This is a genomic window from Stenotrophomonas sp. 63632_Sma (assembly GCF_056482875.1).
The window spans coordinates 248,277-273,745 of record NZ_CM151220.1 but is presented as its reverse complement, the minus strand read 5'-3'; the positions used below and the strand labels follow the sequence as shown (position 1 = coordinate 273,745).

Sequence of the window (25,469 nt, the reverse complement as noted above, 5' to 3'; positions counted from 1 at the left end):
AAGCAGAGCGGCGCCCCTCGGGGCGCCGCTCTTTTTTGTGCACACGTGTCAGCCGAGCGGATGCGGCGCTAGCGCTTGGCGCGCATCGTGCGGATGTTGTCGCCGACGAACAGCACCAGGCCGGCCCAGATCGCGGCAAAGCCGATCGCCTTTGCGGTGTCGAACGCTTCGTGGAAGAAGAACACACCCAGCAGCAGCTGCAGGCTCGGCGCGATGTACTGCAGGATGCCGACCAGCGACAGCGGAATGCGCTTCACGCCGTAGGCGAAGCCGATCAGCGGCACGGCGGTGACTGCGCCGCCGAAGATCAGCAGCAGGTCGTTGCGCCAGCCCCAGCCATGGAAGAACGCGCCGCCATGGCCGTTCTCGGCCCAGATCGCGAAGGCCAGCGCCGGCAGGAACAGGTACATGCTTTCCACGCCCAGGCCGGCCACCGGGTCGACCGAAACCAGCTTGCGCAGCAGGCCATACAGGCCGAACGAACAGGCCAGGCCCAGCGCGATCCACGGTGGTGTACCGGCATCGATGGTCAGCCAGGCCACGCCCACCGCCGCCATTGCCACCGCCACCCACTGCAGGCGGCGCAGGCGTTCCTTCAGCACCAGCACGCCCAGCAGCACGTTCACCAGCGGGTTGATGAAGTAGCCCAGGCTGGTCTCGATGACATGGCCGGCGTTGACCGCCCAGATGTACAGGCCCCAGTTGAAGGCGATGGTCAGGCTCGACACCAGCAGGATCGGCAGCGCGCGCGGCTGTGCGGCGATCTTCTGCCACCAGCCCAGGCGCGAGCTGATCAGCAGCCAGCCCAGCACCAGCACGGTGCTCCAGATGATGCGGTGGGCGATGATCTGGAACGAGGGCACCTCGTTGAGCAGGTGCCAGTACACCGGGACCAGGCCCCAGATCACGAAGGTGGACGCAGTGACCAGCAGGCCCCGGCGTTGTTCTTTCTCATCCATGCTCATTTCTTTCTCGTCCTTGCCATCGTCAGCACCACCACACCCAGAAGAATCACCACCATCGCCAACAGGTCGCGCCAGCCGAACCGTTCACCGTTGAGCAGTGCGCCCAGCAGCACCGCGATCACCGGATTGACGTACGCGTAGCTGCCCGCCAGCGCGGGGCGCACGTTCTGCAGCAGCCACACGTAGGCGGTGAACGCGACGATGGAGCCGAACACGCACAGGTAGGCCATCGCCAGCAGGCCACCGGTATCGGGCAGCGTGGTCGGGCGCTCGCCTACCGCCAGGCCGATCAGCACCAGCAGCACGCCACCGCAGACCATCTGCCCGGCAGCGGTCATGAACGGGCCCGGCAGGTCCAGCCCACGCGCCCACACCGAACCGAAGGCCCAGCCGATCGGCGCGATCAGCAGCAGCACCAGCCCGGTCGGCGAGGCCGTCAGGCTGCTGCCGGCGTTGAGCCAGACCACGCCCAGGAAACCGATGGCGATGCCCAGCCATTCGCCCTTGCTGGCGTGCTGGCCACGCAGCGCCGAGAACAGCGCCATCCACAGCGGCACCGAGGCCACTGCGGTGGCGGCCAGGCCCGAGGACACCTCGCGCTCGGCCAGCACCACCATGCCGTTGCCCAGCACCAGCATGGTCACGCCCATGATGACCAGGTTGCGCCACTGCCGCAGGGTCGGGTTCGGCATCTTCCAGAACAGGCGCAAGGCCAGGAACATCAGACCACCGGCAATGATGAACCGGCTGCCGGAGACCATCGTCAGCGGTAGCGCGCCGCCGTGCAGGGCCTTGGCGATGCCCAGGTAGGTCGAGCCCCAGACCACGTAGACCAGCAGCAGTGCCAGCGCGACAAGGCCACCCCGGGGGGCAGCCACAGACGAAGAGGGGGGAGCCGACATGACACACCAGGGAGCCGGGGGAAGGCGGATTCTAGGACGTTTTGAGTATGGTCCGGGACCCCATACGGTGGCACGCTGTCATCCATCCATGCACCCTGCTCTGGTCTGCTACCCCGTGTTGACGGTCGATGCAGTACCAAGAGGGCTGCCCGGCCGCGCCGCCCCAAGGCCGGGCGCCGTTTTCCCTGCGCACGGACGCGCCGCATCGAGGATTCCCACCCAGATGAGCACCACGTCCCAACCTGCTGTCCCCGCGAACGACCGCGCCGCCCTGCGGCGGTCGATCTCCAACACCCTCAAAGGCTCCGCCGGCAACCTGGTGGAGTGGTACGACGTCTACGTGTACTCGGTGTTCGCCGTGTACTTCGAATCGCAGTTCTTCTCGCCCGACGACAAGAACTCCACGATGTACGTGTGGGCGATCTTCGCGGCGACCTTCCTGATGCGCCCGATCGGTGCCTGGTTCTTCGGCCGCTTCGCCGACCGCCATGGCCGCCGCCTTGCGCTGACCGTCTCGGTCACGCTGATGGCGCTGTGTTCGTTCCTGATCGCCATCACCCCCACCGCCGCCAGCATCGGCATCTGGGCCGCGGTGATCCTGCTGTTCGCACGCCTGCTGCAGGGCTTCGCCACCGGTGGCGAATATGGTGCCAGCGCCACCTACATGTCCGAGGCCGCCATTCCCGGCCGCCGCGGCTTCCTGTCCTCCTTCCACTACGTCACCCTGGTCGGTGGTCATGTGCTGGCCCAGCTGACGCTACTGCTGATGCTGACCTTCTGGGGCAAGCCGGAAATCTCCGAGTGGGGCTGGCGCATCGCCTTCGGCATCGGTGGCATCGCCGCAGTGGTGGTGTTCTGGCTGCGTCGTGGCATGGACGAGTCGCTGTCGGAGTCGTCCATCGAGGCCGCACGCGAGGGCAAGGCACAGAAGTCCGGCTCGATGTACGAACTGTTCGTGCACCAGTGGCGGCCGCTGCTGCTGTGCTTCCTAATCACCGCCGGCGGCACCGTGGCCTTCTACACCTATTCGGTGAACGGCCCGAAGATGATCCAGAGCGCCTTCGCCGGCAACGACCCGATGACCGGCACCCTGATCAACCTGGGCGTGCTGGCGTTCCTGATGGTGCTGCAGCCGGTCGGTGGCTGGCTGTCGGACATCATCGGCCGCAAGACCCTGCTGGTGTTCTTCGGCGTCGGCGGCGTGCTGTACAGCTGGTACCTGATCACCCAGCTGCCGCACCAGCATGACGCCACCCTGGCCTTCCTGACCCTGGCCATGGCGTTCGTCATCCTCACCGGTTACACCTCCATCAACGCGGTGGTGAAGGCCGAGCTGTTCCCCACCCATGTGCGCGCACTGGGCGTGGGCCTGGGCTACGCGCTGGCCAACTCGCTGTTCGGCGGCACCGCCCCGCTGCTTTACCAGGGCGCGCTGAAGACCGGCCACGTCGACTGGTTCGCCATCTACGTGACCGCGACGATCGCGGTATCGTTGGTGGTCTATGTGTTCTTCCTCACCAACAAGGGCCCGAACTGGCTCGACGGCACCCGCAAGTAAGCGCGTTGACCTGATCGCGGCCACCGGTGCACTGCCGGTGGCCGCTGCGTCTCCCGCCACGCCTCTGATGTGGATCGCGGCGACGCTGGCCGCAGCCACGGCATTGGCCTGGCTGCTGCGCCGCCCCAACGCACAGGCCGCGTGGCCGCGCATCGGATTCGGGATTGCCCTGCTGGTGTTCTGCGCCGCGCTGGCGCTGCAGCTGGCGGTGGACCTGGGCAGCGGCCACAGCTCGCTGCAGCTGCGCCTGCACCGCGGCATCAATTCCGGGTCGCCGGTTGGACTGCGCACGATGGTGGCGTGCTATCTGGCAGCGCTCGCCGCCAGTGGCTGGGGCGCGTGGAAGCTGCTGCGCCGGCCCTGACGAATACCCGGGCGTGCGCCCGCCGGCTAAAACGCCACCTCTTTCGGTAGTGCCGCTGGCCTAGCAACCTCATGAACCTCCAGAAAGAGCAGGGAGTTGCCGGCCAGCGGCCGGCACTACCTCAACGGCGGGCCGCTTCGCTCTTGTCGCGCGCGCCGCGGAACTCCGATTCCTTTTCCCACGTCGGCCAACGGCGGCTGTTGGCCAGCTCGGCGCCCAGGTCATAGACCAGCAGGGTGTCGGCGGCGTGGCCGCTCGGGTCCCAGCTCGGGGTCCAGGCATCGCAGGCCTGGTGGTAGCAGTCAGCGAAGTACTTCTCGCGCAGCGCGCGGCCGGCTTCAATCCCACCGTCCAGCTTGTCCAGGCCCGGGCCGATGGTGATCGCCGGCACGCCCAGGCGGGCGAAGGCGAAATGGTCGGCACGGTAGAAGAAGCCGGCTTCCAGGTTCGGGTCCGGGCTGTAGCTGCGGCCGCGGGCCTTGGCCACACGCTCCAGGTCACCCTCCAGCGAGACCCGGCCCTTGCCCCACGACGCGATGTCACGGGTCGCGCCATCCGGGCTGAACATTTCGATGTTCAGCACTGCAGCGGTCTTGTCCAGCGGCGCCAGCGGGTGCGCGGCGTAGTAGCTGGCACCCAGCAGGCCCTTCTCTTCGGCGGTCAGGGCCACGAAGTACAGCGTGCGCTGCGGCTGCGGGCCGGCGGCGAACACGCGGCCCAGTTCCAGCACGGTGGCCACACCGGTGGCGTTGTCGATCGCACCGCGGCGGATGCGGTCACCCTTGGCGTCGGCCTGGCCGATACCAAAGGCATCCCAGTGCGCCGAGAAGATCACCGCCTCGTCGGCATGCTCGCCACCGGGCAGCTTGGCCACCACGTTGCGGGTCACCACCTGCTCGCGCTTCAGCGCGAAATCAACGCTCAGCTTCGCGTTATCCAGCGCCACCGGACGGAAGTCGGCGCGCATCGCCTTGCGCTTCTCGGCATCGAAGTCGAGGCCGGCGTCGGCGAAGATCGCCTCGGCCAGTTCGCGCTGCATCCAGCCACGCAGCGGGGTGTGCTGCGCCATCGCCTCGGCCTGGCCGCGCTCGATGTCGAACAGCGGCGAGGTACCCGAGCTCTTCACCGTGGCCCAGCCATAGGCGGCCGGCGCGGTCTCGTGCACGATCAGCACGCCTTCGGCGCCACGGCGTGCGGCTTCCTCGAACTTGTAGGTCCAGCGGCCGTAGTAGGTCACCGCCTTGCCGTCGAACGCGCCCGGCGCATCGGCTTCGAAATCGGCGTCATTGATCAGCACGACGGCGATCTTGCCGTGCAGGTCCACATCCTTGTAGTCGTTCCACTGGCGCTCCGGCGCGTCGATGCCGTAGCCGACGAACACCAGCGGCGCATCCTTGATCTGCACGCGCTTGCGCGGCTGCAGGCTCTGCAGGGTCACGTCCACGCCGTTGGCCAGCGCGCGCTTGCCCTGCTTCAGCGACAGGCTGGCCTTGGCCGCACCCTCCAGCTGTGCGCGCACCAGCGGCACCGGCTGTACCCAGCTGCCATCCACGCCACCCGGCTGCAGGCCGTAGCTGCGGAACTGCTCGATCAGATACTGCACCGTGCGCTCTTCGCCCTCGGTGGCCGGCGCGCGGCCCTCGAATTCATCCGACGCCAGCACATGCACGTGGCGCGATAGTGCCTGCGGATCGATACCGCCACCCGGCAGGTCGTTGGCCGCATGGGCCAGGCCACCGACGAACAGGCAGGACGACAGCAGCAACACGCGCATCGGATTCACGGCAGTACCACGGCTAGCTTGGAAGTCACCAGAGTGTAACGTGGTCGTGACATCACGGCGCAGCCTGGGCCCACGTCATCCACGCATGGCGTGGATCTACCAGTGGCACACCGGATTCCCGCCGGCAGGGCGCGCCCAGGTCAGCGCGATACGCGGTCCAGCCAGCAGGCCAGGCCCTGCGCGTTGAGTTCGATGTCCATCGCCAGAACAGCGGTCACCGCGGCATCGTCCAGCGCACAGCCATGCAGCTGTGCACGTTCCAGGTACAGCGCCTGCAGCGCAGCCAGCAGGCAGCGGTGGCGGTCCGGTCGGCCATCGCACTGGCGGCCGATGGCGGCCATCGCATCGATCTGCTCGAACAGGTCGTCGGCCAGTTTCTCCACCTGTTCCACACGACCGTAGTGGGTCAGGTACATCGCTTGCGGCGCGTAATCGAGCATGCGCCGGATCGAGGCCTTCATCGCCTCCGGATCGAACTGCACCGGCGATGAGGTGGGGAAGATGAAAGCACCCTGCGCACTGTCCAGCTCACGGTAGGAGATACCGAACGTATCGCCGGTGAACCAGCTGCGGCTGCGCGCATCCCACACGCAGTAGTGGTGCAGCGCGTGGCCCGGGGTATGCAGCAGCACCAGCTCGCGGCCGGCCAGATCGATGCGGTGGCCGTCTTCGGCCACCACCACACGGTGCTCCGGAATCGCCTCGATGCGGCCATAGCTGCGCGCGATCTCTTCGGCGCCATATACCGCCGTGGCACCCGCAATCAGGCGGGTCGGATCGATCATGTGCGGCGCACCGCGCGGGTGCAGCACCGCCTTCGCATTCGGCAACTGCTGCATCAGCAGGCCTGCACCGCCTGCATGATCCAGATGCACGTGGGTGAGCAGCAGCCAGTCCACCGCCTCCACGCCCAGGCCGGCCTCCGCCAGCGCCTGCAGCATCGCCGGCACCGACAGGCCGGTACCGCAGTCGACGAACGCAGCGCGGCCGTTTTCAACGATCAGGTACGCCGCGTCGAAATCCGGGCGCTGGAAGCCGGTATCGATGGTGTGGATGCTGGGGTCGGCGGTCATCGGCACGCACCTGGCAGGATCGGGAACAGACCCCCATGGTAGGCGCGCAGGCGGCCCGGGTTCGATGCGGCTTTGGTCGGGTAGGACGAGCCGGCCTAGCAACCTCGGGATAGCCAGGAGAATGTATGTTGGCCAGCGGCCTGGCACTACCGATCAGCCGGAGCGCAATGCGAACCGCGGCCGCAGCAACAGGGCCAACACCAGCACCGCCAGGAACGCGCCGTAGGCGTACAGCACCGCCAGCACCTGCGGCCAGATCGGGCCGGCGCCCGGCTGCACCACGCCAATGCGGTAGCCCCACAGCATCGACACGATGCTCAGCGCGAATGCGAGCACCAGGGTGGTGCTGTCGAACAGGCGCCGCCGCGCGGTGCGCGGCTGGCGCGGGAACAGCCAGTACAGGCTGCCCAGCAGCAGGAACCAGGGCAGGAACAGCAGCAGCGACAACCAGGCCATCGCAGACTCCATGTCATCGCGCCGGAGGCGCGCGGACATCATGCCATGACCTTCGTTCACGGGTAGTGCCGGCCGCTGGCCGGCGTTTTCCTATGCAGTGCCGTGGTAGTGCCGGCCGCTGGCCGGCATTTCCTATGCAGTTGCCGGCCAGCGGCCGGCACTACCCCTTACGCTTCGCGCAGCATGGCCAGGGCAGCCAGCACGGCGTCCACCTCGGCGTCCAGCTTGAACAGCTCGCTCTGCAGCTGGTCACCCTGCTCGGCCTGCTTGATCACCGCGATCAGCTGGCCCGCATCGCGCGGCGAATCGAAGCCTTCGCTCTGGATCAGCAGCGTGCCGTCACCAGCGGTCAGCTTGAAGTAGAAGCGGCCATCCTTTTCGCGGTACTGCTTGAACAGCGGCGGTGCCACGCGGGCCACGCCGGCATCCTCGCTGGCGATATCGCCCGCGCTGGACAGATCACGCAGGCCGACCGCATGGCGCAGCTCGTCCAGCAGCGGTGCCGCCAGCTGCTCGCGCAGCTGCTGGCCACGGCGCTTGAGCAGCGCCTCGATCTTCTCCGGCTCGGCCATCAGCGCGTTGTAGCGCTCGCGCAGCGGCGAAAGCTCCTCATCGATGCGCTCGAACAGCTGCTGCTTTGCATCGCCCCAGCTGATGCCGGCCGCGAACGCCTTGGCGAATTCGGCGGTCTGCTCCGGGGTGGCGAACGCCTGGTACATCTGGAACAGCGCCGAGCCCTCGGTGTCCTTCGGCTCGCCGGGTGCGCGCGAGTCGGTCAGGATCGAGAACACCAGCTTCTTCAGCTCCTCGCGCGGCACGAACAGCGGAATGGTGTTGTGGTAGCTCTTGCTCATCTTGCGGCCATCCAGGCCCGCCAGCGTCGCCACCTGCTCGTCGATCACCACGTCCGGCAGCGGGAAGTACTCCTTGCCGTACACATGGTTGAAGCGCTGGGCGAAGTCGCGCGCCATCTCGATGTGCTGGATCTGGTCGCGGCCCACCGGCACCTGGTTGGCCTTGAAGATCAGGATGTCGGCGGCCATCAGCACCGGGTACATGAACAGGCCGGCGCTGACGCCTGCATCCTCGTCCACGCCTTCCTCGCGGTTCTTGTCCACGGCCGCCTTGTAGGCATGCGCGCGGTTGAGGATGCCCTTGCTGGCGATGGCGGTCAGGAACCACATCAGCTCGGTGGTCTCGCGGATGTCGCTCTGGCGGTAGAACCACACGTGTTCCGGGTCCAGGCCGCAGGCCAGCCAGCTGGCCGCGATCTCCAGGGTCGCGCGCTGGGTGCGCTGCGGGTCCTGGGACTTGATCAGGCTGTGCAGGTCCGCCAGGAAGAAGAAGCTCTCGATCCCCGGCGCGCGGCTGGCCGCGATGGCCGGACGGATGGCGCCAACGTAGTTGCCCAGGTGGGGCGTGCCGGAGGGGGTGATGCCGGTAAGGACTCGGGTCGTCATGACTGCGTGGGGTAACCTTCGATGAACGGGGCCAGTTTACCTTGCACGCCACCAACCCCGTCAGGGCCTGCGGCGCGTTCATTCACGCAACCCCGCTGGAGACGCCCGATGAAACGCCTGCTGCCCCTGCTGCTGATCCTGCCCCTGGCCGGCTTCCGCCCGGCCCCGATGCCGCCGCCGGTGTACGACGGCGGCCCCGTGCGCATGGCCCTGGTCGACCGCGACCGCGGCACCGAACTGCGCAGCTACCCCGCCGAGGGCCAGCGCTGGGTGGCCGGCGAGCGCGGCCACCGCTACGCCGTGCGCCTGTACAACGACAGCCCGCGCCGGGTACTGGTGGTGCTCTCGGTGGACGGCGTCAACGCCATCTCCGGCGAAGATGCCGATCCCTCGCAGACCGGCTACGTGCTCAATCCCGGCCAGCGCGCCGACATCACCGGCTGGCGCAAGAGCCAGGACGAAGTGGCGCAGTTCGTGTTCAGCAGCCCCAGCGGCAGCTACGCCAGCCGCACCGGCCGTCCGGACAACATCGGCGTGGTGGGCGTGGCGGTGTTCGAGGAAGCGCGCCGCTGGCGTCCGGATCCGATCCTGCGCCGTGGCCTGCCGCTGCCAGCCCCGGCGGCGGAAGCGTCGGCCGATGCCAGCGCCAGCAGCAGCCGCATCGAGGGCTACGCCAACAAGTCGCAGGCGCCAGCGCTGGGCACCGGCCACGGTGCACGCGAGCAGTCTTCGGTGCGCGATACCGACTTCGAACGCGCCAGCCGCAGCCCCGCACAGGTACTGCAGCTGCGTTACGACAGCGCCCGCAACCTGCGCGCACGCGGCATCCTGGTGGATTCGCCCTCGCGCCTGCCGCGCGAGCCGCAGGCGTTCCCGAACCGCTACGTGCCGGACCCGCCGGCGCGCTGATCGTACCGCCCAGACAACACAACGCCCGCAACCTCTCGGTGCGGGCGTTGTGTTGTGGGGGAAACCGAAGTGCTTACTTGTAGTCCGGGTAGTCCTTGCTCACGGCGTCCTGGAACTCACGCACTTCCTTCTCCGCGCGGTCCTTGGCCCAGCCATAACGTTCCTGCAGGCGACCGGCCAGATACTCGGCATTGCCTTCGGCCACATCGAAGTCGTCGTTGGTCAGATCGCCCCACTTGGCCTGGGCCTTGCCCTTCAGCTGCGACCACTTGCCGGAAATGATGTCTTTGTTCATTGCTGGGAGTCCTTGGTTGCAACGGCGTTCTTACCGTGGCTCCAGCTTCGCGCAGCGGCTGTTGAATACCGGTCAACCGGCAATGAAATAGATGCTCACCTGCTTGAATGGTTCACTCCGCTTCGACAGCACGCAGCGAAAGGCACGCGCAAAAAAAGGCCGGGGAAATCCCCGGCCTTTTCTCTTTCCGTTCCGTGCAGGGCTCAACGGCCCTTCGCGGTGTCCTCGACCTTCTCGCCCGCCTTCTGCACGTCCTTGCCGGCACCGGCAATGGTGTTGCAGCCGGCCAGCAGGGCCACCGAGAACATCGACAACAGCATCAGGGCAACTACGCGCTTCATGGGCTTCTCCTTGGGTTTGCCGCTACACCGCTTCATTCGCGGATGGGATTGTTTCGCTCGGCGGGAGAAGGCCAATGCCCACCACCGCCGCGTGAAGTGCAATCTGGCGGCAGTGGCGTGGAGCGGGCGTGAACGGATCACAGATCCGTTCAGGCGGCGCCGTCAGTCACGCATCAGGGTGGACTTGCCGAACAGGCTTTCGACCAGGTCCACGGCCAGTTCGGCGGTGGCATTCTGCTTGTCCAGCAAGGGGTTGAGCTCGACGATGTCCAGCGAACCCATGCGCCCGGTGTCGGCGATCATCTCCATCACCAGCTGCGCCTCGCGGTAGTTCACCCCGCCCGGCACAGTGGTGCCCACGCCCGGCGCGATGCTGGGGTCGAGGAAGTCCACATCGAAGCTGACATGCAGATGGGTGTTCTCGTCGATGCCTGCCAGCGCTGCTTCTACGGTGCGCTTCATGCCGTTCTCATCGATGTAGCGCATGTCATAGACATCCACCTTGTGGGTCTTGATCAGGCGCTTCTCGTCCGGGTCAACCGAACGGATGCCGATCTGATGCATCTGCGCCGGGGTGATCGCCGGCACGGTGCCGCCGAGGCGGGTCAACGCATCCGGGCCGAGGCCGCACAGGCAGGCCACCGGCATGCCGTGGATGTTGCCCGACGGGGTCACGTCGCTGGTGTTGAAATCCGAATGGGCATCCAGCCACAGCACGCGCAGGGTCTTGCCCTGCTCGCGGCACCAGCGCGCCACGGCGGTGATCGAACCGATGCCGAGGCAGTGGTCGCCGCCGAGCATGATCGGCATGCGGCCAGCCTGCAGTTCGGCATAGCTGGCTTCCATCAGCGCATGGTTCCACGCCACCACTTCATCCAGGTGGCGGTAGCCTTCCACCGGCGCGGTCCACGGGTTGCGCGGGCCATCCAGGTTGCCCAGGTCGCGCACGTCCACGCCGCGCGCCTCCAGCGCCTCCGGCAGGCCCGCCACGCGCAGCGCTTCCGGCCCCAGCCGTGCACCGCGATGGCCCGCACCGACATCGGTGGGAACGCCAATCAGGGATACGGAAATGGGATGGGCCATGGGTGCCTCCTGCGGTGGGGAAAAAGAAGCACAGTCTAGCCAGAGCTGTGTGACACCACTCGCGGCGGTGCAGCAGGGCGATCACATGGCATGATGCCGCGCGGACCCGACCGTCCTTCATGGAAGATTGCGATGTCGCCCTTCATCAATACCGCTTGGCCGCAATACAGAACAGTGGGATCCCCAACGTACAGGTTCAGCGCGTCACTACCCCGGCTATCGAATCAGGCAGACCCGCTCCTGGGATGAGCACACCCTATCCAAACCTGAAACCTGTTCTCGTTGAGCTGCAGCTGAACGAAGTAGATTCGCGCGGCGGCGCTGTTGCAGAGATGATCGACTCCACCGCGCGCCCCATGGCGCTTTCGATAAGCCCCGAACTCATGTGGTAGAGCTTCGTGCTGAATGACCGTGCCATCACCCGGATCACGCCTGGCACGCGGGCACACTGCGCGATCTCATTCGTCAACCATGACGGTGCGAAAGAGGTATTCCCCTGTGGCACGTTGGCCGCCTTCGGAGATGGATCGTCGACCAAGGGGTTGATCCGCATCATCCAGTTTGATTGAGCCTGTTCGCGCCTGACGTCTTGAGCTGGCAACGGTTGACAAGCAATGCATCGATGCGCCGCGTGACACACGAGCTGCTTCGAACCAGAATGGCCCAACGACTCCTCCTTTGCTGCGTCATTGAATTGACTCACCGGCTCGGGACGAAAAACCGCCGAAAGGCGGTTTTTCATGTTCGTTCCACCACCTTTGCGACCGGCGGCGCGCCGACGCATCAAGATCGGCGCATGTGCTTATGCTGCGCTGGCATGCAGGCGAACACCCAAGGCACGGGTGACTTTGAGGATGGTCGCGAAATCAGGGCTGCGCTCGCCCGACAGTGCGCGATACAGACTCTCACGCGAGAGGCCCGCCGCTCGTGCGACCTTGCTCATCCCTTGAGCGCGCGCGATGTCGCCGAGCGCCTTGGCAATGAACGCAGAATCGCCATCGCTTTCTTCGATGCAGGCATCGAGATAGGCCGCCATCTCCTCCGGTGTCTGAAGGTGCTCGGCCACATCAAATGCTTTGAGTTCTATCTTCTTCTTGATGGCCATGATGGGACAGCTCCAGTACTTCGGTATTGAGTCGTTTCACCTACAGCTAATTTGATACTCACAGGGCATGCGCAATCTCCTGGCCCTCTCGATATCGCGCTGCTGCACACCCTTGCCGCCTCTAGCCAGCAGACAAGTTAACTACCTACGCTACTGGCCGCAGCCTAAAAGCTACGCTCCTCAGAAGCTTGGTGGGCAATTCCACCGCAACAGCAGCCCGCAGGAAAATTCAGGTCGCTGGCCGCACGCCAGACTGGAGAACTTGGCAAGAACGGAAGCGAGAACGCGTTACCGGGATCAGCGTTTACTCGCTCTGATCACCTCACACAAACACGCAATACCCTGCGTTCTTATCAGTCGCATTGCGGCAACCTCCAACCCGCCCAGCCGTCTTGGCCGGGGTACATCGCAGTTCGATTGATCCAGTGAGCATCCATATCCCCAAACTCGCGCTCCCACAGTGTCCACTCCGAGGTGGCCAGCAATCGCCCGTCGCGGCTGTACACCCTGTAGTAGTAGCTGCTGCCGAACAGCGATGCGATGCGCCCTCCGAGTCCGGCGACACTGTAGCGCCGCGTATAGGTCTTGAGCACGCAGCTGCCATTCTGGCTGTCGGCACTGCGCAGCTCTTTCCCGGCATCGGAAGCCATCTGCCGCACCATCAGCCAGCTGGCAAACAGCAATAAAAGCAACGCAACCAGGCAAATCAAGACGCCTCCTGCAGCCCGCCTAGACTTGTGGCTACCTGCATCATCTGAATTGTTACCTATCAACTTCGACTTTACCCAGAGGAACAAGCGAAAATGCTTCTAGTGGATCGCGGGCAGCATCCAATGAGAGCTGCAAACGAGGATCACCCAGCTCCAAGTCACAGGGTGAGAAGATGCGATGCGAAGCTACTAGCGTTGCACCCGTATCGAGAAAGAACGGCGCCGCCTACCTTTTTGCAGGGTGCGTCGGCGCGCAGGTCTCGAGACTAACTATCCCACCGAATCAATGGTGGGCGCTTCCCGCATCAGTTCTGGTCAAACCTTGCGTACCAGCGACTTGATGGGTCCTTGTCACGGTCCTCGCCATCGAAAGAGTAGGATTGCAGTTCGTCTTGGTCCGGCGAGCGCAATGGCCTCATCACCCGATTGACAGTTACATATCTCACAGGCGGCTCAGTCTCTGAGCCAAGCTCGGGCCGCGCACCCGCCCTGATCGCCAATCCACCGGCATACTCCAGGCATTGGATGCCTTCGTGCGACGAAAGATCGGTTCGAACCAGATCCAATCCGCCCAACCTCTCCAGCAGAGGGCGACTCACGAGGGTGAGCCAGTTGATCCCTTTGATGAAGCCGGCCAGCTTGAGCGAAGCTGCATAGGCGTGCGTATCGGCCTCCAGGCCCGGATACGTCCGCGCGATCGCATACTCCAGGTGTGAACAACTGTCGAAGTCGTAAGGCAGCACAGGAGACAGACCGGCATAGCCATGCTCAGCATCGACGCGGTCGGCTAGTCGCATCACCCATGCCTGAAAGCGGTCAACATCATCCTGGCTCTTCAGCATCTGCCAAGGCATTGTCATTTTGATGTATGAGCGGCTGACGGACTCACATACTTCACGCTCTGTCAGCACCTGCAGGCAATGCGATTCCGCTTCATGCACCGACCTCGCACTGTTGATGTTTAGCTCACGACCTTCCCCTTCCGCGCTGAATCGCTCCAGCGCGCTCTGCAATTTCCCGGGCGTCAACCGACCACGACGCCGGTATACGATCGCGCGAAGGACGTCACCGAACTCCGCATGGAAATCGCTGAAGCAGGCCGCTATCCTCTTTCTTACCGCAGGGTGGTAGCCATGTCGAAAGTAGAGCGTGGCAATCAGGCCAAGCCTGATGACTGGCCGGCCTTTTGCGTTATTGAGTTCGATCTTGTCGACTTCACGTTCGATGTCGTCGATGCAGCTCATCGCGATCTTTGGTCTCTGTGTTCCCGAATCGTGCTAGGCGCGTTCAGTCGGGATCGGTGGGGATCATCGCGACCTGCATTGCTGCGCAGCGACGATAGACGGGGCAGCCGATCCAGCGCGCCAGATGGAGACGCGGCTTGTCGCGAACCTTTGGGCAATGGGACGGGTCCGGTGAGAATGGAAGAAGGTGACGGTCACGGATCACCTTCCGCGAAGGACCGCAGCTTGCGCAGCAGGGTCTCGAGTGGATCCGTGTAGCGTGTTCTTGCGTCTACGTCCCGAATCACTGAGACAAGCCCGCTGCAAATAGCAACTCTAGAGCCACTCGGGCGCCAATGGAATGCAACAAGTTTGAAATTGATGCGGCACCTTGGTGCAGAAGAAGCGGCCGAGCTGTGCGCCGGATGCTTAGCCCGGGACACAACGGCGCTCAGGCTTGGTCGTTGAGCCGAGTCGCCCGCTATGGCTGCAACCAGAGCTCCTTGGCCCTGCCCCGCACCTAAAGACAGATACTGAACGCGATGGAGGCGATTGCGGCCTTGCCTATGACGGACTTTGTCGCTATCAGCACGATGATCGCCAGCGCCTCTGGCAGAAAGCGAGCCAACAGTGTGCCGCCACAGGCATCGCTCAATCCCGACGGGCAATCCGATACGTGTGTCAGGGCTGCCGATTTAAACTGAAGCTTGCTCGGACTCAAGCCTGCCCCTTCATTTCGCTTTATCTTGGTTACGCAGAGTCAACCGCCAGGTGATGCCATTCCGGCTGATGACCTGACCATCAGGCAGATCGATCTTACCTGGATCGTCATCCATTCGTTAGTCGACGTCAGATGCCTGATCCGAGTATGCGCTGGAGCTCCAAGGAGCACTGGACTCGGACCGCACAAGGGTGAACGCTGGCGAGGAACGGCAGGTGGAACTGGGCTTGCCAGCATTCTCCTCTCCAGTGATGGAGCACCGAGGCACATTGCACCTCCCTTGACTATCGCACAGCCACGACGCACTAGCACCCAGAGCGCGCCGCTGGGGAAGCTCAAAGCGCGCTGCGTTATGAGCTGCATCGCCACTGCAGCCAGTACCGGGCGGCACCAGACGGCGGATTCGATCAAACTGGCGGGAGGGTTAAACAGCAAGCTGTATTTGCCTAGCCCTACAGGGGGTGAATCAAGAAAAACCTGCACTGGCTTTACCGCGCGCGAGAACAAGATACAGGATCAACGGCGCTAGGCCGATCCAAGACAACCGAGGGATACAAATGAATTTTCAAGAATTCTCTAATCTTGTTGCCAATAAAATGCGCACGAACCCTATCTGGTTTCAATTGGAGAGTGATTCACCCAGCAGCAGAGAAGAAATTTCTCAGCTGGAGGCGAATATCGGCGCACAATTGCCGGATGAATACAAACAGTTCACAACCAAGTATGGCAGCGGGTACTTTGCTTTCGGGATTGTTTACTCGCCTAGCCTTAGTAGCGCCTTTCCATTGGAAAAGAAAAATCTAACAAATCAAGCCATTCGAAAGAACTACATAATATTTTCTGAAAACGGATCAGGCGATTACTACGGATTTCGGTCGACAGAAGAAAAATGCTCCTCTGAAGTATTTTTATGGGACCACGAGTCGGAAGAATGGAGTGAGACAGAGCACTTCAATCTTTTTGCATTCCTTGCCTCAACAGCGCTCAACAACAGATAAAACTCAGCTTACAACTACCGTATGTGCGCCCCAATTGCCCCCCACGCAGGCGGATGCTCATGGACAACCGGGGACAAAAAATCACAAAAAAACCCGCCATTTCAGCGGGTTGATTGTTCCCCGTGGACATGTGCGGATGCCAAGGGATCGAAGATGGTGCCGCTTATCCGAATCGAACGGATGACCTACTGTTTACAAGACAGTTGCTCTACCAACTGAGCTAAAGCGGCAAGGTTGGATCACCGGCGGCAGCGCCGCGGTGGGGGGATTCTAGCGCAACCGTGTGCATTCCAGCGACCGGCTCTGTGCCGCCCCGCTGCGCTGCTGGGCCTGGGCCGGCTGCGTGCCCGCCGCCAGCTGCCCTTCCAGCCACCACTGGCCGGCGTCGCCACTGGCGACCAGGCGCGGCTGGAAGCCGGCGGCCTGCACCGCCGCCATGCGGCGCTCGGCGCCTTCACGGTTGCGGTACTGGCCCAGCGCCACGGCGTTGATGTCCTCGCCCTGGCTGATGATGTAGTAGTCGCTCAGGCCGGCGGCGACGATACGCTTCACCGTGGCTTGGGCTTCTTCGCGGCTGGCGGCGGCCGGCAGCATCACCCGGAAACGTGCGCTGCCGCTGGCAGCAGGCTGTTCGCGCAGGCGCACCTTACTGATGACGTTGCCGGCCTTGCCTTGCGCACTGGTCGCAGCAGCGCGGTCGGCGAACGGGCCCAGCGCGATGCAGCGCGGCGGCTCGGCAGCCACGGGTGGGGTTACGGGTTTTTCCGGCGCCGGGGCCGGTGCAGGCGGCGTTACCGGCTTGGCAGCGGCAGCAACCGGCGTAGCCTCAGCCACCTGTGGCTTGGCAATTTCCGGCGTGGCCGGCGTGGCCGGTGCAGGCGTCGCAGCCACAGCGGTCTTCTCCGCCGGTTCGCGTTCCACCAGCGGCGCGGTCGGGGCGGCGGCAGTGGCCTCGGCGGCCGCAGCGGCATCCACGCCACCGGGCACCCACCGCAGCTCGGCTACGCCAGCCGGTTGCGGCGGCGGCGCGGGCGGTTGCGGTGCATCGCGCAGCAGCCACCAGCAGGCGACGCCAAGATTGAGGATGGCCAGTACGACGATCAGGGCACGGGTCAGCATGCGCGGATACTAGCCTGCGGGCTGGTGCACCGCCCAGCGGGCGAGGCCATCCAGCACCAGCGAGGGGTGGTAGTCGGCGCCGGGCAGCAACGGCATCAGCGCCGGTGCGCCGCCACCGTGCACCAGCAGCGACGGTGCCACGCCCAGCAGCGCATGCGCCTGCTGCGCGCTGCGTTCGATCAGCGCCACGGCGGCGCCATCGCAGCCGGAGGCCAGCGCATCGGCGGTGTCGTTGGCGAACTCGCTGTAGTCACCCCCGGTGGCCGGCAACTGCACGGCACGCGCGTGCAGCGCTTCGCGCATGGTGGTGGGCGACGCGGAAATGCGCCCGCCGTGATGCTGGCCATTGGCGTCAAGGAGATCAATCGTCAGTGCGGTGCCCACGCCGACCACCAGCACCGGGCGCTGCGCCTTGGCCGCAGCCAGCAGGGCCAGGAAGCGGTCGACGCCGAACTTTTCCGGCTTGGCATAGGCAATGCGCACGCCCGCGCATTCGGCGCTGGTGCGCACCACGTGCACGTGTTCGAAGCGGCGCTGTAGCTGGTCCAGCATGGCGCTGGTCAGCGACGGTGCGGCCACGCTGGCCACGAACGCGGTGGTGCCGCTGGGCAGGCTGTGCGGCGGCTGCCCGGCCATGCCTTCGGCGCCGTGCGCCCAGGCCTGTACGTCGCCGGCGCGGTCACCCTGCAACGGCGCGAACTTGAAGCGCGAGTTGCCGAGGTCGAACAACCAATCGCTCATGCCGCCCTCACGCTGACTTCGCCGGCGTGCAGCAGGCGTTCCTGGCCATCAATGCGCACGCGCAGCGCGCCGTCATCGGCCAGGCCAAGTGCGGTGCCGTGCTGCCACTGCCCGTCCAGTTCCACGCGCACTTCGCGGCCGGCCAGCATGTCGAAGGCGGCGTAGCGCGGCAGGAACGGAGCGAGGCCTTCGCGATCGAATTCTTCCAGCGCCGGCAGCAGCCGCGTCAGCACGGCAGCAACGACCACGTTGCGGTCCACCGGCTTGCCAGCCAGCGTATCCAGGTCTACCCACGGCTGGGTGATCTGCTCGGCGAACGACGGCGGCATGTGCGTGTTGATGCCGATGCCGATCACCGCGCGCGCCGGGCCGGCGTACTCGCCACCGCCTTCTGCGAGCAGGCCGACCAGCTTGCGCTTGCCATCGACGATCAGGTCGTTCGGCCACTTCAGCTGCGCCTGGGTGTAGCCCAGGTCGTGCAGCGCTTCGGCCACGGCGATACCGGCCACCAGGCTCAGCCCGGCCAGGCGGCCGAGGCCACCGGAGTACAGGCGCAGCACCGACAGGTAGATATGCGCGGCCAGCGGCGAGGCCCAAGCACGGCCGCGACGGCCACGGCCGCCGGTCTGGCGTTCGGCCAGCAGAACGCTCACCCCGCGCTGGGGCGCGCTGCAACGCAGCAATTCGGCGTTGGTCGAGTCCACCGTCCAGGCCACCTGCAGCTCGTGCAGCAGGGTCTGGACGTCGGCAGGCAAGCCGGCGCGGATCGCGTCCGGGTCCAGCAGGTCGACCGGACGGGTCAGGCCATAGCCTTCGCCAGCACGGCCCTCGATGTCCACACCGGCGGCCCTAAGTCCTTGAATACGCTTCCAAATGGCCGCCCGGGTCTGGCCCAGCTCACGGGCCAGGGCGTCGCCGGACAGGCGACCGGCAGCGAGTTTGGCCAGCAATTGGCGATCGTCCACGGCAGCTTCCACGAAGTCAGGAAGGAATTATGCGGGAAAGCCGCCAGCGACGCCCGCCACGCTGGGTTCCGCGGGGGCTTCCAACGGGGCGCCGGGTTCGGGCTAGAATCGGGAACTCACCCTCCCTTAACGTGGATGTCGTCAATGCGCCGTTATGCCCATTGCCTGATCCTGCTGCTGATGCCCTTCGCGGCGTCTGCGACGGCAGCGCTGGACGACAGCCGTGCGGCCTGCGTGTCCTCCAATGGCGATGCCGCCTCGCAGCGCGCGCCCACCGCCAGCGCATCGGCCGCCAGTACCAAGGCGGCGCCGGTACGCCCGGCGGCCAGCACCACCACCGGTGGCGGTGGCAGCGACGACGACGTGCTGCCGCGCATCCGCGCGCCGAAGTGGCACAGCTACCTGCCGGGAATGTTCCGCTGATCAAGTCGTTGCTGCAGTGGCTGCGGCCTGCGCCGCGGCCGATCGACGATGCACTTTGGGAAGACGCCTGCCGTCGCGCGGCGTGGCTGCACGGACTGGACGACGAACGCCGCGCGCGCCTGCGTGTGCTGACCACGCGCTTCCTGCATGAGAAGACCATTACCCCGATTGGTGAGCTGCAGCTGCAGGCCGGCGATGGCGTGCTGCTGGCCGCGCTGTGCTGCCTGCCGCTGCTGCAATTCGGCGAGGTGGGACTGGAAGGCTGGTCGCAGCTGATCGTCTACCCGGATGCATTCCGCGTGCACCGCAGCCACATGGATGCGGCCGGCGTGCTGCACGAGTGGGATGACGAACTGATTGGCGAATCGTGGGACAGCGGACCGTTGATCCTGTCCTGGGCCGACGTGCAGGCCGACCTGGCCGCGCCACACGAGGGCTACTGCGTGGCGGTGCACGAGATGGTGCACAAGCTGGATGCACTGGATGGTGCGATGGACGGCACGCCGCCGCTGCCGCGCGCATGGCAGCGCGAGTGGGCGGCCACGTTCCAGCAGGCTTACGATGCCTTCTGTGCCCAGGTCGATGCGGGCGAAGAAACGCTGATCGATCCGTATGCGGCCGAGGCACCGGAAGAATTCTTCGCGGTGACCAGCGAGTACCACTTCTCCGCGCCGGATCTGCTGCAGCAGGCGTTGCCGGACGTCGCTGCGCAACTGCGGCGGTTCTATGGCAAGCCGCCGACGATCGAAACACGGTAGTGCCGGTCGCTGGCCGGCACCTTGGCAATGCCACCGAAGATCATGAGGTTGCCGGCCAGCGGCCGGCACTACCGGAACACCACGCGTTATTGCGCAGGCGATGGCCGGACGGGAACGCGCGGCTGCGGCGGTTCTATGGCGAGCCGCCGCATGATCGAAACACGGTAGTGTAGGCCGCTGGTAAGCACCTTGGCAATGCCACCGAAGATCATGAGGTTGTTAGCCAGCGGTACCACTACCGGAACACCACGCGCTGTTGCGCCAGGCGATGGCCGACGGACGGGAACGCGCAGCTGCGGCGGTTCTATGGCGAGCCGCCGACGATCGAAACACAGTAGTGCCGGCCGCTGGTAGCGCAACCTGGCAATGCCACCGAAGCTCATGGGGTTGTAGGCCAGCGGCTCTACTACCGGAACACCACGCGCTGTTGCGCCAGGCGATGCCCGGCGGACGGGAACGCGCAACTGCGGCGGTTCTATGGCGAGCCGTCGCCGGCTCGAAACACGGCAGTGTAAGCCGCTGGCCGGCACCTTGGCAATGCCACCGAAGTTCATGAGGTTGTAGGCCAGCGGTAGCACTACCGGAACACTACGCGCGGTTGCGCCAGGCGATGCCCGGCGGACGGGAACGCGCAACTGCGGCGGTTCTATGGCAAGCCGTAGGCGATCGAAACACGGTAGTCTTGGCCGCTGGTAGCACCTTGGCAATGCCACCGAAGTTCATGAGGTTGCGCGGCCAGCAGGCACTACCGGAGCACTACGCGCTGTTGTGCCAGGCGATGCCCGGCGGACAGGAACGCGCGAGTTACGGCCCCGGCGGCAGGCGCACTTCGAAACGGGCGCCGCCCAGTTCCTCGGAGCGGCCCACAGCCAGTTCACCGCGATAATCCTTGATAAGGTCCTGCACGATCGACAGGCCGATGCCGTGGCCCTGCACGCGCTCGTCGCCACGCACGCCACGCTGCAGCACCTTGCCGATGTCGTCCGGGGCGATGCCCGGGCCATCGTCGTCCACCGCCAGCAGCAGGCCGGCGCGGCGCGCGTTCGGTGCCGGCAGCGGCTGCGCGGTCAGCAGCACGCGGCGGTTGGCCCACTTGAAGGCATTCTCCAGCAGGTTGCCCAGCAGTTCCTGCAGGTCACCCGGTTCGCCGTGGAAGCGTGCGGCCGGGTCGATATCGAATTCGCACAGCACGCCCTTCGAGGCATAGACCTTTTCCAGGCCACGCACGATTTCCTCGGCGTTGGATTCGATCGGCAGCGGCGCGGAGAACAGCTTGTGGCCCGACGACGCAGCACGTGCCAGCTGGTAGGAGACCAGGTTGTTCATGCGCTGCAGCTGCACGTCCAGCTCCTCGCGCAGCGCACCATCGCCCGCGCCGCTGTCCATCTGCGTGCGCAGCACCGCAATGGGCGTCTTCAGGCTGTGCGCCAGGTCGGCCAGGGTATTGCGCTGACGCTCGAGGTTCTCGCGCTCGCTTTCAATGAAGGCGTTGATGCTGTCGGTCAGGGGTTCCAGCTCGCGCGGGTGGCGCTCGCTCATGCGCGCGGTCTCGCCACGCTGCACCTTGGTCAGCTCGGTGATCACGCGACGCAGGGGCCGCAGGCTCCACTGCAGGATGACGGTCTGCAGCAACAGTAGGATCAGGCCGATGCCGCCCAGGTAGAACCAGACCCGGCCACGGAACACACGCAGCTGCGCACCCAGCGCGCGCGAGTCTTCCATCACATAGATGGTGTACGGGAATTCGGTAGCGGGGTCGGCGTCGGCGTCCCACACCAGGCCCAGGCCGTACCGGTACACCGAGCCCTGGCTGCCGTCGATCTGGATCATCGGCAACGGGCCTTCGAACACTTCCTGGCGTGGCGCCAGCAGGCCGCCGCCGACGGTGGGCAGCATCGGGCCTTCGGCGGACATCGAATTGCCCTTGCCGTGCGGCATCACCACCTGCAGGTACAGGCCACTGCCCGGCACGTCGAAGCGCGAATCCGGCGGCTGCTCGCGGATGTACAGCGAGCGGTCGCGGGTGAAGTCGATGCCGGCCGCGTAGGCCGTCGCGTAGTTCTTCAGGCGCTCACGCAGGTTCGCCTTCGCCGTATCGGCGAAGGCGGCATCGAGCGCGTAACCGGCCAGTGCCAGGAACGCGACCAGGCCCACGGACGCGGCGAGCATCTGGCGCGCCTGCAGTGAGCGCGGCCGCCAGCGTCGGAAGAACCACAGACGGCCGGACATCGTGTTATCGCCAGGGTGAGCCGGCTCAGCCCTCGTTGCGCGGGATCGCGAAACGGTAGCCGCGACCGCGCACGGTCTCGATCGGCTTCAGCTCGCCATCCGGGTCCAGCTTCTTGCGCAGGCGGCCGATGAAGACTTCCAGCACGTTCGAGTCGCGGTCGAAGTCCTGCTGGTAGATGTGCTCGGTGAGGTCGGCCTTGGAGACCAGTTCACCGGCGTGCATCATCAGGTACTCCAGCACCTTGTACTCGTAGCTGGTGAGGTCGACATTGCTGCCGGCCACGCTAACGGTCTGGGCAGCCAGATCCAGGGCGACCGGGCCGCATTCCAGCGTCGGCTTGCTCCAGCCAGCGGCGCGGCGCAGCAGCGCGTTGACACGGGCCAGCAGTTCTTCGACGTGGAACGGCTTGACCAGGTAATCATCGGCGCCTTGCTTCAGGCCTTCGACCTTGTCCTGCCAGCTCGAACGCGCGGTCAGGATCAGCACCGGGAATTTCTTGCCTTCGTCACGCAGGGCCTTGATCAGCTCCATGCCCGACATCTTGGGCAGGCCGAGGTCGATGATGCCGACATCGAACGGAACTTCGCGCCCCATGTAGAGGCCTTCCTCGCCGTCCTGCGCAGCATCGACGGCAAAGCCTTCGCGCTTGAGCCGGGCTGCCAGGGTCTCACGCAGCGGGGCTTCGTCTTCGACCAGAAGGATACGCATGAACTCTCCCTAGTGTCCTGGGTGTGGCCCGGAGGCCTGTGGGGTACGGGTTGATAGCGACGACTATCCCTGTTCAGGGGTTATCGCCGCGTAGTGATGACATATCCGACCGCGGCGTGCGCGGCTGTGAACGCGACGGCGCGGGGTCGTCCATGTAGCGGACCCGGCCCCGATCGTCCATGTACTTCACCCGGTTGATATCACGACCGTCGAACGGCACGCGCTCGGCGCCGAGGATGTGGCCGCCGGTGGTGCGCTGCACGCGGCGCACGGCATCGGACAGCGAACGCTCGTCGCCACGGCCACCGCGCTCGCCCCGCTCCATCATCTCCGCCCGCCCCTGGTCGCCGCGCGGCGGCTGTTGCGCCAGCGCCGAAGACAGCGGCGCAGCCGCCAGCACCACGCAGGTGGCCAGGGCAATGCGGCGATGGAAGGGAGCGGAAGACATCGATGCGATCCTAGCCGAGCACGGCGATTCGTTCAAAAGTCGTAAATCCGGCGCCGGGTTCGAAACCCAGCGTTTTACAAATCTTTTGCAAATTCTTGGTTTACAGCGGTGAATCCGGTCTGAACTTTTCCGGCCCTGCGCCCGAGTCGTTCAGCTAAGTGAACATTCGGGACGAATCGCCGTCCCTTGTCAAGTCAGGAATGTGACTGCGGTCACGCTGCGGCGCGATCAGCTTCGCGGTCGGTGACCGCCAGGGCCTGTTCGATCAGGCTCCAGCCGGCGCCCGGACGGTGTGCGCCCTCGCTCAGCACCTGGCGGAATGCGCGGCCGCCGGGCTGGCCGTGGAACAGGCCGAGCACGTGGCGGGTGATGTGCTTCAGCGCCAGGCCTTCGCCCAGCCGCGCCTCGATGTAGGGGCGCATCGCGCGCAGCAGATCGCCACGGGCCTGCAGCGGGACGCCGGTGTGCAGCGCGTCCAGCTGATGCAGCAGGTAGGGGTCGTGGTAAGCCGCACGGCCCAGCATCACGCCATCGACGTGCGCGGCCTGCGCCTGCACCGCCTCGAGGCTGGCCAGTCCACCGTTGATCACCACCGGCAGTGCCGGGCGCTCCTGCTTCAGGCGGTAGGCCCAGTCGTACTTCAGCGGCGGAACCTCGCGGTTCTCCTTCGGCGACAGGCCCTTCAGCCACGCGTTGCGCGCGTGCACCACCACCATCGCCGCACCGGCGGCAACCTGGCAGTCGACGAAGCTGGCAAACACGTCGTAGTCGTTGTCCTCGTCCACGCCCAGGCGGCACTTCACCGTCACCGGGATATCAACCGCGTCGACCATCGCCGCGACGCACTTGGCCACCAGCGCCGGCTCGCGCATCAGGCACGCGCCAAAACGCCCGGCCTGCACGCGATCAGACGGGCAGCCGCAGTTGAGGTTGACCTCGTCATAACCCCATTCGGCGGCGATGCGGGCGGCCTGCGCCAGCAGCGCTGGATCACTGCCACCCAATTGCAGGGCCAGCGGCTGTTCGCTGCGGTCGAAGCCGAGCAGGCGCTCGCGATCGCCGTGGATGACCGCGTTGGCGTGCACCATTTCCGTGTACAGGCGCGCGCCCGGCGCCAGCACGCGATGGAACACGCGGCAATGGCGGTCCGTCCAGTCCATCATCGGGGCAACGGACAGGCGCAGGGAATCGGCGTAACGGGCGGTGGCGGACGTCATCGGGGCATTGATCGTGGAGACTGGCATTGCCAGTGAGATCAATAGTTTACACCGGGCGGCTGAATGCGCCCGGTCAGCCGCGCGGCGAGCGCCGGTTGGGCCCGGCTCCGGCTGGCGGCCGGGGCGGGCTGGGCGGTGGCGGCGGACGCTTCCTGCCCTCGGGGAGCTTGGGGTTCGCGTTCTCCATGGATACGACCAACTGGTCCAGTGGTGGGTTGGAACCCTTCCTCAACTTAGCCATCGTCTGTCTCCTGGAGAATCTCGACCCACTGCACATCCACTGCGTGAATCAGTATGCCATCGAGCTGCGGAAGCTCGACCACGGCGGGGCTGGCCACGGGATCCGCTGCTGGATCGGCACCTTCATCGGGTGGATCCGCATCCACCAGCCAGGCCGGCATCTGCATGTAGAACTGTCCCGCAGCGGGGCTGATCGGCCACTCCTTGGGGTAGCCGGTCAATCGACGGCCATCCTTCAATTGCAGCACCACGAAGGCAGGACGCGTACCCAGCACGCAGTACCACTCGCTCGGGTGGGATGTCCTCGTGGTGAAGCCTGCACGACGGAGAACCCTGTGGAGGGAATCCTTGTTCGCAGCGAGGGCCAATCCTGCCCCCAGCAGTGCGGCGAGGACAAAACCCCATAGCAGGCTGCTGGTCTCGGTCCAGGTCCCCAGCACAAAGCAGCGACCCGCCAGCAGGAGCATCAGTTCGGTGAACTTCACCAGCACCTGGACCGCGAAGGTGAACACCAACGCTTCCACGGTCCGTTCGAACTGCGGCGGCTTGGGATGGGATGTCAGCCCATAGAACACCCATGCAGACAGGAAACCCGGCAGCAGAAAGGTCAGCAGCGTGGTGGCGTTGTTGAAGAGCGAATCCATTCCGGCAGAAGTACTCCGTCGTGAGGATCA

The 25,469-nt window shown here is 65.4% G+C and carries 27 protein-coding genes and 1 tRNA gene; 6 read left to right on the top strand and 22 right to left on the bottom strand.

Going from position 1 to position 25,469, the window contains the following annotated elements; genetic code table 11:
- Window positions 1-68: 68 nt before the first annotated feature.
- Together rarD and yedA are read right to left on the bottom strand one after the other, a co-directional pair.
- A complete protein-coding gene (rarD, locus tag ACZK45_RS01240) occupies window positions 69-965 on the bottom strand; it encodes an EamA family transporter RarD (RefSeq protein WP_032128173.1) in 897 nt (298 codons plus the stop codon).
- Window positions 962-1,867, bottom strand: coding sequence for a drug/metabolite exporter YedA (gene yedA, locus ACZK45_RS01235; protein ID WP_478445318.1), 906 nt, complete (start codon window positions 1,865-1,867; stop codon window positions 962-964). The genes rarD and yedA overlap by 4 nt, the downstream gene beginning before the upstream one ends.
- A 223-nt stretch (window positions 1,868-2,090) precedes the next feature.
- On the opposite strand from yedA, the gene ACZK45_RS01230 reads away from it, so the two are divergent.
- Together ACZK45_RS01230 and ACZK45_RS01225 are read left to right on the top strand one after the other, a co-directional pair.
- Window positions 2,091-3,425 carry an MFS transporter gene (locus ACZK45_RS01230; protein ID WP_010486964.1) on the top strand — a complete coding sequence of 445 codons (1,335 nt, stop codon included), beginning with the start codon at window positions 2,091-2,093 and terminating at the stop codon, window positions 3,423-3,425.
- Between the two features lie 67 nt (window positions 3,426-3,492).
- Entirely contained in the window at window positions 3,493-3,789 is a 297-nt protein-coding gene (locus ACZK45_RS01225) for a hypothetical protein (protein ID WP_478445861.1), read from the top strand.
- Between the two features lie 121 nt (window positions 3,790-3,910).
- On the opposite strand, the gene ACZK45_RS01220 is transcribed toward ACZK45_RS01225, so the two are convergent.
- From ACZK45_RS01220 to ACZK45_RS01205, 4 genes are all read right to left on the bottom strand, one after another.
- Window positions 3,911-5,563: a M28 family metallopeptidase gene (locus ACZK45_RS01220; protein WP_478445860.1), complete on the bottom strand. Its 1,653-nt coding sequence runs from the start codon at window positions 5,561-5,563 to the stop codon at window positions 3,911-3,913.
- 149 nt (window positions 5,564-5,712) lie between these two features.
- Window positions 5,713-6,645 carry an MBL fold metallo-hydrolase gene (locus ACZK45_RS01215; RefSeq protein ID WP_478445317.1) on the bottom strand — a complete coding sequence of 311 codons (933 nt, stop codon included), beginning with the start codon at window positions 6,643-6,645 and terminating at the stop codon, window positions 5,713-5,715.
- Window positions 6,646-6,798: 153 nt separating this feature from the next.
- Window positions 6,799-7,101: a hypothetical protein gene (locus tag ACZK45_RS01210; protein ID WP_065724234.1), complete on the bottom strand. Its 303-nt coding sequence runs from the start codon at window positions 7,099-7,101 to the stop codon at window positions 6,799-6,801.
- Window positions 7,102-7,268: 167 nt separating this feature from the next.
- Window positions 7,269-8,561 carry a tryptophan--tRNA ligase gene (locus ACZK45_RS01205; RefSeq protein ID WP_478445316.1) on the bottom strand — a complete coding sequence of 431 codons (1,293 nt, stop codon included), beginning with the start codon at window positions 8,559-8,561 and terminating at the stop codon, window positions 7,269-7,271.
- A gap of 108 nt (window positions 8,562-8,669) precedes the next feature.
- Here ACZK45_RS01205 and ACZK45_RS01200 point away from each other — a divergent pair, with 108 nt between their 5' ends.
- Window positions 8,670-9,470 carry a hypothetical protein gene (locus tag ACZK45_RS01200; protein WP_478445315.1) on the top strand — a complete coding sequence of 267 codons (801 nt, stop codon included), beginning with the start codon at window positions 8,670-8,672 and terminating at the stop codon, window positions 9,468-9,470.
- A gap of 73 nt (window positions 9,471-9,543) precedes the next feature.
- On the opposite strand, the gene ACZK45_RS01195 is transcribed toward ACZK45_RS01200, so the two are convergent.
- The 7 genes from ACZK45_RS01195 to ACZK45_RS01165 form a co-directional block, all read right to left on the bottom strand.
- Window positions 9,544-9,765, bottom strand: coding sequence for a CsbD family protein (locus ACZK45_RS01195; protein ID WP_004153772.1), 222 nt, complete (start codon window positions 9,763-9,765; stop codon window positions 9,544-9,546).
- Window positions 9,766-9,968: 203 nt separating this feature from the next.
- Window positions 9,969-10,106: an entericidin A/B family lipoprotein gene (locus ACZK45_RS01190; RefSeq protein ID WP_008266021.1), complete on the bottom strand. Its 138-nt coding sequence runs from the start codon at window positions 10,104-10,106 to the stop codon at window positions 9,969-9,971.
- A 162-nt stretch (window positions 10,107-10,268) separates the two neighbouring features.
- Window positions 10,269-11,189 carry an arginase gene (gene rocF, locus ACZK45_RS01185; RefSeq protein ID WP_094001609.1) on the bottom strand — a complete coding sequence of 307 codons (921 nt, stop codon included), beginning with the start codon at window positions 11,187-11,189 and terminating at the stop codon, window positions 10,269-10,271.
- Between the two features lie 256 nt (window positions 11,190-11,445).
- The gene (locus ACZK45_RS01180) at window positions 11,446-11,931 is read right to left on the bottom strand and encodes a hypothetical protein (protein WP_185749984.1); all 486 of its coding nucleotides are present in this window, start codon (window positions 11,929-11,931) and stop codon (window positions 11,446-11,448) included.
- A 60-nt stretch (window positions 11,932-11,991) separates the two neighbouring features.
- Window positions 11,992-12,294, bottom strand: a complete 303-nt coding sequence (locus tag ACZK45_RS01175) for an addiction module antidote protein (protein ID WP_125895924.1) — start codon at window positions 12,292-12,294, stop codon at window positions 11,992-11,994.
- A gap of 353 nt (window positions 12,295-12,647) precedes the next feature.
- Window positions 12,648-13,004 carry a hypothetical protein gene (locus ACZK45_RS01170; RefSeq protein WP_478445314.1) on the bottom strand — a complete coding sequence of 119 codons (357 nt, stop codon included), beginning with the start codon at window positions 13,002-13,004 and terminating at the stop codon, window positions 12,648-12,650.
- A 305-nt stretch (window positions 13,005-13,309) separates the two neighbouring features.
- Window positions 13,310-14,248, bottom strand: a complete 939-nt coding sequence (locus ACZK45_RS01165; RefSeq protein ID WP_049399856.1) for a type VI immunity family protein — start codon at window positions 14,246-14,248, stop codon at window positions 13,310-13,312.
- Window positions 14,249-15,505: 1,257 nt separating this feature from the next.
- Between ACZK45_RS01165 and ACZK45_RS01160 the strand changes: the two genes are divergently transcribed.
- Window positions 15,506-15,946 carry an SMI1/KNR4 family protein gene (locus ACZK45_RS01160; protein ID WP_125895926.1) on the top strand — a complete coding sequence of 147 codons (441 nt, stop codon included), beginning with the start codon at window positions 15,506-15,508 and terminating at the stop codon, window positions 15,944-15,946.
- 154 nt (window positions 15,947-16,100) lie between these two features.
- Here ACZK45_RS01160 and ACZK45_RS01155 read toward each other — a convergent pair.
- The 4 genes from ACZK45_RS01155 to birA form a co-directional block, all read right to left on the bottom strand.
- Window positions 16,101-16,176: transfer RNA gene (locus ACZK45_RS01155), tRNA-Thr, on the bottom strand.
- 40 nt (window positions 16,177-16,216) lie between these two features.
- A complete protein-coding gene (locus ACZK45_RS01150; RefSeq protein WP_125895927.1) occupies window positions 16,217-17,065 on the bottom strand; it encodes an SPOR domain-containing protein in 849 nt (282 codons plus the stop codon).
- A 9-nt stretch (window positions 17,066-17,074) separates the two neighbouring features.
- Window positions 17,075-17,806 (bottom strand): type III pantothenate kinase, encoded by a 732-nt coding sequence (locus ACZK45_RS01145; RefSeq protein ID WP_012509777.1) that lies wholly within the window; start codon window positions 17,804-17,806, stop codon window positions 17,075-17,077.
- Window positions 17,803-18,771 (bottom strand): bifunctional biotin--[acetyl-CoA-carboxylase] ligase/biotin operon repressor BirA, encoded by a 969-nt coding sequence (gene birA / locus ACZK45_RS01140; protein WP_125895928.1) that lies wholly within the window; start codon window positions 18,769-18,771, stop codon window positions 17,803-17,805. The genes ACZK45_RS01145 and birA overlap by 4 nt, the downstream gene beginning before the upstream one ends.
- Before the next feature lie 144 nt (window positions 18,772-18,915).
- Here birA and ACZK45_RS01135 point away from each other — a divergent pair, with 144 nt between their 5' ends.
- Both ACZK45_RS01135 and ACZK45_RS01130 read left to right on the top strand, forming a co-directional pair.
- Entirely contained in the window at window positions 18,916-19,194 is a 279-nt protein-coding gene (locus ACZK45_RS01135; RefSeq protein WP_478445313.1) for a hypothetical protein, read from the top strand.
- Window positions 19,161-19,952 carry a M90 family metallopeptidase gene (locus ACZK45_RS01130; RefSeq protein ID WP_185749985.1) on the top strand — a complete coding sequence of 264 codons (792 nt, stop codon included), beginning with the start codon at window positions 19,161-19,163 and terminating at the stop codon, window positions 19,950-19,952. The genes ACZK45_RS01135 and ACZK45_RS01130 overlap by 34 nt, the downstream gene beginning before the upstream one ends.
- A gap of 804 nt (window positions 19,953-20,756) precedes the next feature.
- Here ACZK45_RS01130 and ACZK45_RS01125 read toward each other — a convergent pair.
- The 5 genes from ACZK45_RS01125 to ACZK45_RS01105 all read right to left on the bottom strand — a co-directional run bounded on the left by ACZK45_RS01125 (window position 20,757) and on the right by ACZK45_RS01105 (window position 25,439).
- Window positions 20,757-22,181 carry an ATP-binding protein gene (locus ACZK45_RS01125; protein ID WP_032128221.1) on the bottom strand — a complete coding sequence of 475 codons (1,425 nt, stop codon included), beginning with the start codon at window positions 22,179-22,181 and terminating at the stop codon, window positions 20,757-20,759.
- A gap of 25 nt (window positions 22,182-22,206) precedes the next feature.
- Window positions 22,207-22,890, bottom strand: coding sequence for a response regulator transcription factor (locus ACZK45_RS01120; RefSeq protein WP_004136763.1), 684 nt, complete (start codon window positions 22,888-22,890; stop codon window positions 22,207-22,209).
- Window positions 22,891-22,963: 73 nt separating this feature from the next.
- Window positions 22,964-23,338 carry a hypothetical protein gene (locus tag ACZK45_RS01115; RefSeq protein ID WP_005407693.1) on the bottom strand — a complete coding sequence of 125 codons (375 nt, stop codon included), beginning with the start codon at window positions 23,336-23,338 and terminating at the stop codon, window positions 22,964-22,966.
- A 212-nt stretch (window positions 23,339-23,550) separates the two neighbouring features.
- Window positions 23,551-24,582, bottom strand: coding sequence for a tRNA dihydrouridine(20/20a) synthase DusA (dusA, locus tag ACZK45_RS01110; protein WP_293794165.1), 1,032 nt, complete (start codon window positions 24,580-24,582; stop codon window positions 23,551-23,553).
- A gap of 206 nt (window positions 24,583-24,788) precedes the next feature.
- Window positions 24,789-25,439 carry a DUF6338 family protein gene (locus ACZK45_RS01105; RefSeq protein WP_049399849.1) on the bottom strand — a complete coding sequence of 217 codons (651 nt, stop codon included), beginning with the start codon at window positions 25,437-25,439 and terminating at the stop codon, window positions 24,789-24,791.
- Between the last annotated feature and the right edge of the window lie 30 nt (window positions 25,440-25,469).